Raw genomic sequence first — 11,943 nt, 5'->3', positions numbered from 1 at the left:
CCGTACGACTCCCCGTACGGTCGTGAGCCCCCGCCCACCGCGGGCGCCCCGTTCGGCGCCGGCCCCTACGGAACCGACCCGCTCGCCGGCATGCCCCCGCTCGCCGACAGCGGCAAGCGCGTGGTCGCCCGCGTCATCGACATGGTGATCGTGCTGGCCGTGGTGCTGCTGCTGAGCTGGGCGTTCGGGCTCATCCGGTTCACCGCGGGCGCGGACGACGCCGCGTACGGCGACTCCCTGGGCACCAGTGCCATCGCCGTCGTCCTCTTCATGGCGTACGACACCTATTTCACGACCAGGAACGGCCAGACCCCCGGCAAGCAGCTGATGAAGCTGCGCACGGCGAACCTGGACGACGGCTCCACGCCCACCTGGCAGACCTCGCTGCTGCGCGCGGCCGTCCTGTGGATCCCGTTCGCGTTCTGCTGCGCCTGCGTGTGGACCGCCATCCTGGGCGTCTTGATCCTCTTCGACAAGCCCTACAAGCAGGGACTCCACGACAAGGCGGCCAAGACGGTGGTGGTCAGCACCGGTTGACCGCCGGGTGGGGGCGCGAACGGCAGTGGTCCGCGCCGATGTCGGGAGGGTGAGGTCGTCAACGAGCGGCGGGTCCGTGACTCACGGGCCCGCCGGTTCGCGTACCGGCTCGGAACCGGCGGAGACGGGAACGGGCATCGGGGCCGGCTCGCGCGGGGCCGGAACACGCTGCTCCGCGGCGGACACCACCGGAACCCGGTGCTCGCCCGCGGGCGCCGTGGTGGCGGCCGGTGTCTTCTGCGGCACCGGTGTCTTCTGCGGCACCGGCACGGTCATCGCGACGAGCAGCCCGAGCGCGAGTGCCGAGACGGCGATCACCGCGATCGCCAGGGCCGAACTCGCCTGGGACAGCAGCAGCATGGCGAGGGTGGACAAGATCACGGTGCAGGAGCCGTAAGCGAGCTGTGCGGTCGTCGGACGAGGCATGTCAATCGTGTCCTCGGGTGGGGTCTCCCCGGGCCTCTCACGCTGGGGAGTCTGCGGATACGAATCAAAGGTGGAGCAACGGTGTCGGCTTGGCATTCCGCCGATTCCGGGCGTTCCACCAATCGACCCTATTCGCCAGGGTGCCCGAGTGGAACGACGGGTAAGCGTGAGCTAATCCACGGTGCCGGTGCACGGGGGGCGCACGGAGTCATGGAGTCCGCCAAGTGGACACTGCCACGCGCCGGTTCAGGAGGCACATGACGTTCGGACAGGGGGCGCATGACGTCCGGATAGCGGACGTCGGCTCCCTATAGTGCAGTTGACCTGTGCAAGTCAAGATCTGTCTTTTATTCCGAAACTCCGATCGAATGACGTCACTTGACTACACGCGTATACCGCGCGCGGACCCTCCAGGACCAAAGGACCGCACTCCGCGCGAAACGGGCGCGGGGGAGGACCTCAAGTGACCAGTAGAACCTGGACGTTCAGAGCGGCGGCCGTCGGAGTCGCGTTCGCCGCGACGGCCGCGACCATCTCGACCTTCGCGGTGGCGCAGGCCGACGACGGCGCGTCCGGCGCGGCGGCGGTGGACCGCAAGGACCCGGCCGCGCGCACCGACGTCGACCACGACCTCGACGGCCCGCTGAGCAAGACCATGGAGGCCCAGCGAGAAGAAGCCCTGAACCAGGTCATATCCGGCGACGCCACGGTCAAGAAGCGTGACGGCTCGCAGGTCGTGCAGCTGAAGAGCAAGAAGGGCAAGAGCAAGTACGTCGAGCTCGGCCGCGAGAAGACCGACAAGATCTTCACGATCCTTGTCGAGTTCGGGGACCAGATAGACAGCCGCTACGGCGGCACCCCGGGTCCCCTGCACAACCAGATAGCCGAGCCGGACCGCGCCAAGGACAACAGCACGGCCTGGAAGGCGGACTACAACCAGAAGCACTTCCAGGACCTGTACTTCGGCACCGGCAAGAAGACCGAGTCGGTCAAGAAGTACTACGAGAAGCAGTCCTCGGGCCGCTACTCGGTCGAGGGCGAGGTCTCGGACTGGGTCAAGGTCCCCTACAACGAGGCCCGCTACGGCAACAACGCCTGCGGCCAGACCAACTGCAACAGCGTGTGGAACGTCGTCAGCGACGGCCTCAACGCCTGGGTCGCCCAGCAGAAGGCAGCCGGTAGGACCGACGCCGAGATCAAGGCGGACGTCGCGAAGTACGACCAGTGGGACCGCTACGACTTCGACGGCGACGGCGACTTCAACGAGCCCGACGGCTACATCGACCACTTCCAGGTCGTGCACGCCGGTGAGGACGAGTCCGCCGGCGGCGGAGCGCAGGGCGAGGACGCGATCTGGGCCCACCGCTGGTACGCGTTCGGCACGGACGCGGGTGCCACCGGCCCCGAGAACAACAAGCTCGGCGGCGCCAAGATCGGCGACACCGGCATCTGGGTCGGCGACTACACCGTCCAGCCGGAGAACGGCGGACTCGGCGTCTACGCCCACGAGTACGGCCACGACCTCGGTCTGCCGGACCACTACGACACCAACGGCGGCGAGAACTCGACCGGCTTCTGGACGCTGATGTCGTCCGGTTCCTGGCTCGGCACCGGCAAGAACGAGATCGGCGACCTGCCGGGCGACATGAACGCCTGGGACAAGCTGCAGCTCGGCTGGCTCAACTACGACACGGCCAAGGCCGGCAAGCAGTCCACGCACAAGCTGGGCGTCGCCGAGTACAACACCTGGGACAAGCAGGCCCTCGTGGTCGAGCTGCCCAAGAAGAAGGTCACCACCGAGATCGTGGCACCCTCCCAGGGCGCGACCCAGTGGTGGAGCGGCAGCGGCGACAACCTCTCCCAGACGCTGACCCGTTCCGTGGACCTCACGGGCAAGTCCGCCGCCTCCCTGACGCTCGACGGCTGGTGGGACATCGAGGCCGGCTACGACTACCTCTACACCGAGGTGTCGACCGACGGCGGCGCCAACTGGACGGCCATCGACGGTACGGCGGACGGCGCGGCCATCAGCCGTGACGGCAGCGACAAGCCGGCGCTGGACGGCACGTCGGGCGCGTACAAGAAGCTCGTCTACCCGCTCGACGCCTACGCGGGCAAGAAGATCGACGTGCGCTTCCGCTACGCCACCGACGGCGGCGTGGCCCAGAAGGGCTTCGCGGCCGACCAGATCAGCGTGACCGCCGACGGCTCGGCCCTCTTCACGGACAACGCGGAGAGCGCGGACGCGGCCTGGACCGTCAAGGGCTTCTCCCGCATCGGGGCGTCCATCACGGACGACTACGCGCAGTACTACCTCGCCGAGAACCGCCAGTACGTGTCGTACGACAAGACGTTGAAGGTCGGCCCGTACAACTTCGGCTTCTCGACGACGCGTCCGGACTGGGTGGAGCACTACCCGTACCAGAACGGTCTGTTGATCTGGAAGTGGGACACCTCGCAGGCGGACAACAACACCAGCGTGCACCCGGGTGTCGGCCTGGTCCTGCCGATCGACTCCCACCCGCAGCCGCTGAAGTGGTCCGACGGCACGCTGATGCGCAACCGCATCCAGGCGTACGACTCGCCGTTCAGCCTGTACCGCACGGACGGCATCACGCTGCACAAGGCGGACGTCGCGACGAAGATCGTCTCGAAGAAGGGCGTGTCGACGTTCGACGACCACGCCAACACGTACTACGACGAGACGAACCCGGCCGCCGGTGTGAAGGTCACTGACACCAACACCAAGATCAAGATCGTCAAGGAGGCCAAGGACGGCTCGACGATCTCGCTCCAGGTGGGCCCCGCGGTGAAGTAAACCGCATCTTTGCAGGTCAGATACGTATCGGCCGTGACCCCTTGGCGGGTCGCGGCCGATCGTGTTTAGGTGCGTGCTGTGGTTTCCTTATTGACACTGACGCGCACGGGGGTCTGATTCCATGGCCGCAGGAGGCTTCTGCAAGCTACCGAACGGCACGGTGGTGGTGGCACTGAACCTGCCCACTCCCACGTCTCCGGGGGCCGACCGGGACGTCCCCTCGGTCCGCATCCTGGTCCACGCGGTGAACCGCGCCCGGGCCCTCACCCGCCTCCGGAACCTCGGCATGCGAGCGGTGTACCTCCGGGGGAACGCGGCGCCTCCGACGCCGGACGAGGTCACGGCGGTGCTGCACCATCCGGACGGGCTCATATGGCGCACGACTCCGGACGTCGACGGGGTGGCTCCGCCGGAGCTGTGGAGGCCGATCAGGTCGTTGCTGCGACGGCCGGCGGCGCGGATGTAGGGGTACCGCGGGTTGTCGGGCGGCTGCGGGTTCGTTGTGGCTGGTCGCGCAGTTCCCCGCGCCCCTTACGGGGCGCGAGCCCGCACAATCCAGCCCCTCCGGCGTTTGAGGAGCGGGGTCCGGGGCGGAGCCCCAGGGATGGGACGGGTAGGGGCGGCGGGGGCGAGAAAACCCCCGGCCGGTCACACCACCGGCTTACCCGACAGCTCCACCCCCGCCTCACGCATCTCGTCCAGGGCACGCTCCGTCGTCTCCTCGGAAACCCCCGCCGTGAGATCCAGCAGCACCTGCGTACGGAACCCCTCCCGCGCCGCATCCAGCGCGGTGGCCCGCACACAGTGATCCGTGGCGATCCCCACCACATCCACCTCATCGATCCCACGGGCACGCAGCCACTCCGCAAGAGCGACCCCGTTCTCGTCGGCGCCCTCGAACCCGCTGTACGCGGCGGAGTACGCACCCTTGTCGAACACCGCGTCGATCGCGCCGGAGGCGACCGCCGGCGCGAAGTTCGGGTGGAAGCCCACGCCCTCCGTACCCGCCACGCAGTGGGCCGGCCAGGAGTGGACGAAGTCGGGGTTGTCGGCGAAATGGCCGCCGGGAGCGATGTGGTGGTCGCGGGTCGCCACGACATGGCGGTAACCGGCGGGGGCCTGCCCGATCAGCTCCGTGATCGCGGCGGCGACATCGGCACCCCCGGAGACCGCGAGGCTGCCCCCCTCGCAGAAGTCGTTCTGCACGTCTACGACGATCAAGGCGCGGCGCATGGTCGGTGTCCTTCGACTATGTGGATGTGGGGCGCGGGCCCGGCCTGCGAGTCGTGGAGCACGCGTCTTGGACCGCGCGTCACGAATCGCGATGAACTACCGAGCCTAGAGACTTCGGGTACGGGGCGGGAGGGGGCACGACACGGCGGATCCGTGCGCGGGGCGCGCTGCCGTTGCATGCCCGCGCGGCTCGCGTTCATGCACGGTCGCACAAGGGCGCGCGAGGCCGTGGCCGATACACGCCCCCGCCGCCGGGAGGCGTCACACGTATTCCGTCGGGATGACCGCCTCCCCCCGCGAGAGCTGTGTCGCCGAGATCGGCAGCTTCGCACGGGCCGCCGCGTGCCGGTCCCGTACGGCGTCCAACGGCTCACGGCCGACGACCTGGCCGCCCTTGACCAGCTCCACCAGCAGGAGCCGGTCCACCAGCTCGTCCGGGACGGTTCCGGTGCCGATCACCTCGGCCTCCGCCACCCCGTACTCGTCCTGTCGCCGCGCCGCCCACTTCCGGCCGCCGATGGACGTCTTGCCACCGGTCGACCTCTTCGCCACGGGGACGAGCGGAGCCCCCGGGTCCGCGGACTTGGCGCGGGCGACGAGCTTGTAGACCATCGAGCACGTCGGATGGCCGGAACCCGTCACCAGCTGGGTGCCCACGCCGTACGCGTCCACGGGCGCCGCCGCCAGCGAGGCGATCGCGTACTCGTCGAGGTCCGAGGTCACGACGATCTTCGTCCCGGTCGCCCCCAGCTCGTCCAACTGCTGCCGCACCCGGTGCGCGACCAGGAGCAGGTCACCGGAGTCGATACGGACGGCCCCGAGCTCGGGCCCGGCGACCTCCACCGCCGTACGGACCGCCTCGGCGACGTCGTACGTGTCCACGAGCAGCGTGGTGTTCCGTCCGAGCGAGGCGACCTGTGCCTGGAAGGCGTCCCGCTCGCGGTCGTGCAGCAGGGTGAAGGCGTGGGCCGAGGTGCCGACGGTCGGGATGTTGTAGCGGAAGCCCGCCGCCAGGTCGGAGGTGGAGGCGAAACCGCCCACGTACGCCGCCCGGGACGCGGCCACCGCCGCCAGCTCGTGCGTGCGCCGGGCGCCCATCTCGATCAGCGGCCGGTCCCCGGCGGCCGACGACATCCGGGACGCGGCGGCCGCGATCGCCGAGTCGTGGTTGAGGATGGAGAGGATCACGGTCTCCAGCAGCACGCACTCCGCGAAGGAGCCCTCCACCCGGAGGATCGGTGAGCCCGGGAAGTACATCTCGCCCTCCGGATAGCCCCAGATGTCGCCGCCGAAGCGGTACGAGGCCAGCCATTCGAGCGTCGGCTCGTCCACGATCCCGCGTTCCCGCAGGAAGCGGAGTACGTCCGCGTCAAAACGGAAGTTCTCCACCGCGTCCAGTACACGCCCCGTGCCTCCCACGACGCCGTACCTTCGCCCCCCGGGCAGCCGCCGGGTGAAGACCTCGAACACCGAGCGCCGGCCGGCGGTGCCTGCCGCGAGCGCGGCTTCCAGCATCGTCAGCTCGTACTGGTCCGTGAAGAGGGCCGTCGAGGGCACGTCCACCGGAAGCCCCAGATCCGCTACACCCACCAGAGTTCTCCTCGCCTGCGTCGACGGGGATGATGGCCCCCCGTCCGAATTCCTCGGGGGATGACCCCCGTCCCTGTCGGAGGGCGGCCCGTCGCACGGCGGCGATCGGACGCGGTACCCCCCGGTCAACGATCAATACGGCTCCGAAGCCGATCGTACTCGGAAATCGTCAGATTGACGATTTCCGGGGTCCGTTTGTGCGGGTACCCCCCTGTGGTGGCAGCATGGGCCGTGTGACGGCTCCCGCACCCCTAGAGATCGAAAAGACCGAGTCGGCGGAGGAGGTCTTCGCCGTACCCGAGCCCGACGTCCCCTGGGTGACGATCGTCCACAACGACCCGGTCAACCTCATGAGCTATGTGACGTATGTCTTCCAGACGTACTTCGGCTACCCCAAGGACAAGGCCACCAAGCTCATGCTGGACGTGCACCACAAGGGCCGTGCGGTGGTCTCCAGCGGGTCGCGCGAGGAGATGGAACGCGACGTACAGGCCATGCACGGATACGGTCTGTGGGCCACTCTCCAGCAGGACCGCAAGTAGCAGCACAGCCCGAAGCGGCGCCCCCGTGCGCTGCCACCGGGGGACACGACCAGCACACCTCCAGCCGGCCGGAAGCAGCGAAACCACTCCATGCCAGGACACTTCGAACCGACCTCCGGCGGCGGCGCGGCCGTCGCGCTCGACGAGGTCGAGATCTCCATCATCCGCTCGCTGGCCGTGCAGCTCCTGGAGCTGATCGGCCCCGGCCCCGCCGAGGACGCCCCCGACGACCCGCTCGCGGAGCTGTTCACCGACGGGCCGAGCGAGCCGCCCAAGGACCCCGTGCTCCAGCGCCTCTTCCCCGACGCCTACGGCGGACCCGGCGGCGAGGCGGCCTCGCCCGAGGAGGCCGAGGAGCAGCGTCAGTACTCGTCGGAGTTCCGCCGCTTCACCGAGAACGACCTGCGCGCCGGCAAGCGCGACAACGCCCTCACGGTGATCCGCTCCCTGGACCGGCTGACCACCGCGGGCGACGGTGGCGCCGTACTGGAGCTCACGCCCGAGGACTCCCGGCAGTGGCTCAGCTGCCTCAACGACCTGCGCCTGGCGATCGGCTCCCGGCTCGACGTCACCGACGAGGAGGACACCGACATCCTCTACGGGCTGCCGGACGAGGATCCGCGCAAGCCGATGGTGATGGCGTACCTCTGGCTGGGCGGCCTCCAGGAGACCCTCGTCCAGACGCTGATGTCGTAGTCCCGCACCCTCCGTGAGGGGTCCGGCGGTGTCGCGCTGCCCGGCACCTCCCCGACGCCGGTCAACCTCTCGACACCGGCCCACCCTCCCGATACCGGTCATGATTCGTTCTCTTTGTGTTGGTTCTGTGTTCGCTCAGAGGACGCTCAAATCCGGATAACGATCACGTCACCGTTGTGGCCGGGTATGGCGTTTCGCATGCCCTTTGCCCTCCTCTTCCTGTGTGGTGCGCCACAGCGCGGCCAAGTGATCAGTGTTGCGGCCGTGATAAATCTTCACGACCGCCCGCCGGGACGCCATCCATGCCCCGGCGGGTGCGCCACCAGCCGGCGGACCGCCGGCCAGGCACGGGCGGGCCGTGAGCCCGCCCAGCTCCATCACATCCGGGGGGATCGGAACCCGATCCGCGGCCGACGAAGGCCCGGGTCGGCGTGGAGAAAGGCGCACCACACATGACCTCAGCGCAGGTCGACAGCAAGTACGACGAGCACGACCGCAATGGAGTCGTGGGCGGCGACGCCCCCGAAGAGGGGTACGAGCGCGGGCTCGGCAGCCGCCAGGTCCAGATGATCGCGATCGGCGGCGCCATCGGCGTCGGCCTCTTCCTGAACGCCGGGGCGAACATCGCCAAGGCGGGACCGAGCCTCATCCTGATGTACGCCATCGCCGGCGTGATCATCTTCTTCATCATGCGGGCGCTCGGCGAACTGCTCCTCTACCGCCCGGTCTCGGGCTCCTTCGCGGAGTACTCCCGGGAGTTCCTCGGCCCGTTCTTCGGCTACTTCACCGCCTGGACGTACTGGCTGATGTGGGTCGTCACCGGCATGGCGGAACTGACCGCCGCCGCGATCTACATCCACTACTGGTTCGAGTCGATCCCGCAGTGGGTGTCGGCCCTGGTCTTCCTGGTCGTCCTGTTCGTGGCCAACCTGATCTCGGTGAAGCTGTTCGGCGAGATCGAGTTCTGGGCCTCGATGATCAAGGTCACCGCCCTCATCGGCATGATCGTGGTCGGTCTGGGCGTCCTGACCTTCGGCTTCAGCGCGGCCGGCGACACCGCCTCCGTCACCAACCTGTGGGCCTTCGACGGCTTCTTCCCCAAGGGCATCGGCTCGTCCCTGATGACCCTCCAGGGCGTCATGTTCGCCTACCTCGCCGTCGAGCTCGTCGGCGTCACGGCCGGCGAGTCCGAGAACCCGGAGAAGACCCTCCCCAAGGCGATCAACACCCTGCCCTGGCGCATCGCCCTCTTCTACGTCGGCGCCCTCACCGTCATCCTCTGCGTGGTCAAGTGGACCGAGTTCGCGGAGGGCGTGAGCCCCTTCGTGAAGGCGTTCGCGATGATCGGCATCCCGGCCGGCGCCGGCATCGTCAACTTCGTCGTCCTCACCGCTGCCCTCTCCTCCTGCAACTCGGGCATGTACTCCACCGGCCGCATGCTGCGCAATCTCGGCGCCAACGGCGAGGCCCCGCGGGCCTTCACCAAGCTGTCGGCCACCAAGACCCCGGCCCTCGGCATCACGATCTCCGTCGCCTTCATGGGCATCGGGGTCGTCCTGAACTACGTCGTGCCCGAGAAGGCCTTCGCCTACGTCACCTCGGTGGCCACCGCGGCCGGCATCTGGACCTGGCTGATGATCCTGATCAGCCACGTCCTGTACCGCCGCGCGGTCGAGGCGGGCCGCCTGCCCGCCTCCTCCTTCCCGGCCCCGGGCGGCGCGGTGGGCAGCTGGATCGCCATCGCCTTCCTTCTCTTCGTCACCGGCCTCATCGCGTACGACGCCGACTCCCGCGTCTGCCTCTACGTGATGGCGGGCTGGTCGGCCGCGCTGGCCGCCGGCTGGTTCGTGCTCAAGGCGCGGAACCCGGAGGTCACGTCCCGCCGCGGGCCGGAGTTCGAGAAGGTCGGCTGATCCGGCGGACACGCGGCTGACCCGGCGGACGCACGGCTGATCCGGCGGACACGCGGCTGACCAGGGCCGCTCTGCCCGCGCCGCCCAGCATGTGGGCAGCCTCGTACCACCCCTCGGTACGGGGCTGCCCTTCTGCTTATCCTGACCGACATGCTGACCATCACCCAGGCCCTCGTCGACCAGATCGTCGCGCACGCACGCAAGGACCACCCCGACGAGGCGTGCGGCGTCGTCGCGGGTCCCGCGGGCTCGGACCGCCCCGAGCGCTTCGTCCCCATGCTCAACGCGGCCATGTCGCCCACGTTCTACGAGTTCGACTCGGGCGACCTGCTCAAGCTCTACCGCGAGATGGACGACCGCGACGAGGAGCCGGTCGTCATCTACCACTCCCACACGGCGACCGAGGCCTACCCGTCCCGCACGGACATCAGTTACGCGAACGAGCCGGGCGCCCACTACGTCCTTGTCTCGACCGCGGACACGGAGGGGCTCGGCGACTTCCAGTTCCGCTCGTACCGGATAGTGGAGGGCGAGGTCACGGAGGAGGAAGTGAAGGTAGTGGAGTCGTACTGATCTCCACTGACCGCTCCAGATCGCGCCGTTGACCACGCTGATCTCACCCACCGGTCAAAAACTGTCCGTATCGCGAGATCACACTCCGGGGCCCCGGCCGGGAATCGATACGATGAGTCCATGGTTCTCCACGACGTGAGCGAGAAGACGCCGGGCGTACTGCTCGTGGCGCGGCTGCACGTCGACCTGTGCAGGCTTGCCAGCGCCATCTGTTGACGCCGACCCCTGCCGCCGTACGGCCGTGAGCCGCGGCGTCTGACCTGCGTACGAGGCGTCTGACCCACGTACGAAACGCACATCGCGCTGCCGCGCGCCCACCGACCTGACTTCTTCCGACAGGAGCCCGCAACCATGGCCATCGAGGTCCGCATCCCCACCATCCTCCGCCAGTACACCGAGGGTCAGAAGGCGGTGGAGGGCACCGGGGACACCCTCGCCGAGCTCTTCGCCGACCTCGAGACCCGGCACACGGGCATCCACGCCCGCATCGTGGACGGCGGCGAACTGCGCCGCTTCGTCAACGTGTACCTGAACGACGAGGACGTCCGCTTCCTCGACGGCATCAACAGCAAGGTCGCCGACGGCGACAACGTGACGATCCTGCCGGCCGTGGCCGGCGGCATGTCCTGATAGGCCGCTGGTTCCCCATGCGTTACGACTCCCCGCTGGCCGCGGTGGGCAACACCCCTCTGGTGCGCCTGCCGCGGCTCTCGCCGTCCGCCGACGTCAGCATCTGGGCCAAGCTGGAGGACCGGAACCCGACCGGCTCGGTCAAGGACCGCCCGGCCCTGCACATGATCGAGCAGGCGGAGAAGGACGGCCGCCTGACCCCCGGCTGCACGATCCTGGAGCCGACCAGCGGCAACACGGGCATCTCCCTGGCCATGGCGGCGAAGCTCAAGGGCTACCGCATCGTGTGCGTGATGCCCGAGAACACCTCGCAGGAGCGCCGTGACCTGCTGGGCATGTGGGGCGCGGAGATCGTCTCGTCGCCGGCCGCGGGTGGCTCCAACACCGCGGTCCGGGTGGCGAAGGAACTGTCCACCGAGCACCCGGACTGGGTGATGCTCTACCAGTACGGCAACCCGGACAACGCGGGCGCGCACTACGCGACGACGGGTCCGGAGATCCTCGCGGACCTTCCCTCGATCACCCACTTCGTGGCGGGTCTCGGTACGACGGGCACGCTCATGGGGGTCGGCCGCTACCTGCGCGAGCACAAGCCGGACGTGAAGATCGTCGCGGCCGAGCCGCGCTATGACGACCTGGTGTACGGGCTGCGGAACCTCGACGAGGGGTTCGTTCCCGAGCTGTACGACGCGTCCGTCCTCACCACCCGCTTCTCCGTCGGCTCCGCCGACGCGGTCACCCGTACGCGTGAGCTGCTGCAACAGGAGGGCATCTTCGCCGGCGTCTCCACCGGGGCCGCCCTCCACGCCGCGATCGGTGTCGCCAACAAGGCCCTCAAGGCGGGCGAATCGGCCGACGTCGCGTTCGTCGTCGCTGACGGCGGCTGGAAGTACCTGTCGACGGGCGTCTACACGGCCGCGACGACGGAGGAAGCGATCGCGCGGGTGCAGGGGCAACTCTGGGCGTAAGGGCCACGGGCGGGGGC

At 68.8% G+C, this 11,943-nt stretch carries 13 protein-coding genes; 10 read left to right on the top strand and 3 right to left on the bottom strand.

Annotation, left to right across the window (positions count from 1 at the left end):
- Nucleotides 1-537, top strand: a 537-nt coding sequence (locus FNH08_RS31140) for an RDD family protein (RefSeq protein ID WP_152774865.1), incomplete at its 5' end; no start/stop codon positions are given.
- Nucleotides 538-618: 81 nt separating this feature from the next.
- On the opposite strand, the gene FNH08_RS31135 is transcribed toward FNH08_RS31140, so the two are convergent.
- Nucleotides 619-963: a superantigen-like protein SSL4 gene (locus FNH08_RS31135; RefSeq protein WP_152774864.1), complete on the bottom strand. Its 345-nt coding sequence runs from the start codon at nt 961-963 to the stop codon at nt 619-621.
- Nucleotides 964-1,426: 463 nt separating this feature from the next.
- Between FNH08_RS31135 and FNH08_RS31130 the strand changes: the two genes are divergently transcribed.
- A complete protein-coding gene (locus FNH08_RS31130; protein WP_322725815.1) occupies nt 1,427-3,781 on the top strand; it encodes an immune inhibitor A domain-containing protein in 2,355 nt (784 codons plus the stop codon).
- Nucleotides 3,782-3,902: 121 nt separating this feature from the next.
- The gene (locus tag FNH08_RS31125; protein WP_152774863.1) at nt 3,903-4,247 is read left to right on the top strand and encodes a hypothetical protein; all 345 of its coding nucleotides are present in this window, start codon (nt 3,903-3,905) and stop codon (nt 4,245-4,247) included.
- Nucleotides 4,248-4,429: 182 nt separating this feature from the next.
- Here the strand turns inward: FNH08_RS31125 and FNH08_RS31120 are convergent, their stop codons facing one another.
- On the bottom strand, nt 4,430-5,014 hold the full coding sequence (locus tag FNH08_RS31120) for a nicotinamidase (protein ID WP_152774862.1): 585 nt from the start codon (nt 5,012-5,014) through the stop codon (nt 4,430-4,432).
- Between the two features lie 261 nt (nt 5,015-5,275).
- A complete protein-coding gene (locus FNH08_RS31115) occupies nt 5,276-6,604 on the bottom strand; it encodes a nicotinate phosphoribosyltransferase (RefSeq protein WP_322725814.1) in 1,329 nt (442 codons plus the stop codon).
- Nucleotides 6,605-6,828: 224 nt separating this feature from the next.
- Here FNH08_RS31115 and clpS point away from each other — a divergent pair, with 224 nt between their 5' ends.
- The 7 genes from clpS (at nt 6,829) to FNH08_RS31085 (ending at nt 11,926) form a co-directional block, all read left to right on the top strand.
- Nucleotides 6,829-7,146 carry an ATP-dependent Clp protease adapter ClpS gene (gene clpS / locus FNH08_RS31110; protein ID WP_152774861.1) on the top strand — a complete coding sequence of 106 codons (318 nt, stop codon included), beginning with the start codon at nt 6,829-6,831 and terminating at the stop codon, nt 7,144-7,146.
- 90 nt (nt 7,147-7,236) lie between these two features.
- Nucleotides 7,237-7,842, top strand: a complete 606-nt coding sequence (locus tag FNH08_RS31105; protein ID WP_152774860.1) for a DUF2017 domain-containing protein — start codon at nt 7,237-7,239, stop codon at nt 7,840-7,842.
- Between the two features lie 452 nt (nt 7,843-8,294).
- Nucleotides 8,295-9,755: an amino acid permease gene (locus tag FNH08_RS31100; protein ID WP_152774859.1), complete on the top strand. Its 1,461-nt coding sequence runs from the start codon at nt 8,295-8,297 to the stop codon at nt 9,753-9,755.
- A 150-nt stretch (nt 9,756-9,905) separates the two neighbouring features.
- On the top strand, nt 9,906-10,328 hold the full coding sequence (locus tag FNH08_RS31095; protein ID WP_152774858.1) for a Mov34/MPN/PAD-1 family protein: 423 nt from the start codon (nt 9,906-9,908) through the stop codon (nt 10,326-10,328).
- A 120-nt stretch (nt 10,329-10,448) separates the two neighbouring features.
- Nucleotides 10,449-10,544 carry a putative leader peptide gene (locus FNH08_RS53655; protein ID WP_322725813.1) on the top strand — a complete coding sequence of 32 codons (96 nt, stop codon included), beginning with the start codon at nt 10,449-10,451 and terminating at the stop codon, nt 10,542-10,544.
- Nucleotides 10,545-10,679: 135 nt separating this feature from the next.
- A complete protein-coding gene (locus tag FNH08_RS31090) occupies nt 10,680-10,958 on the top strand; it encodes a MoaD/ThiS family protein (RefSeq protein ID WP_152774857.1) in 279 nt (92 codons plus the stop codon).
- A gap of 17 nt (nt 10,959-10,975) precedes the next feature.
- Nucleotides 10,976-11,926 (top strand): PLP-dependent cysteine synthase family protein, encoded by a 951-nt coding sequence (locus FNH08_RS31085; RefSeq protein WP_152774856.1) that lies wholly within the window; start codon nt 10,976-10,978, stop codon nt 11,924-11,926.
- Nucleotides 11,927-11,943: the final 17 nt, after the last annotated feature.

Source organism: Streptomyces spongiae (assembly GCF_009377185.1).
GTDB lineage: Bacteria > Actinomycetota > Actinomycetes > Streptomycetales > Streptomycetaceae > Streptomyces > Streptomyces spongiae.
Note: the sequence above shows the minus strand (reverse complement) of the source record. Positions and strands in the feature narration are given on the sequence as shown.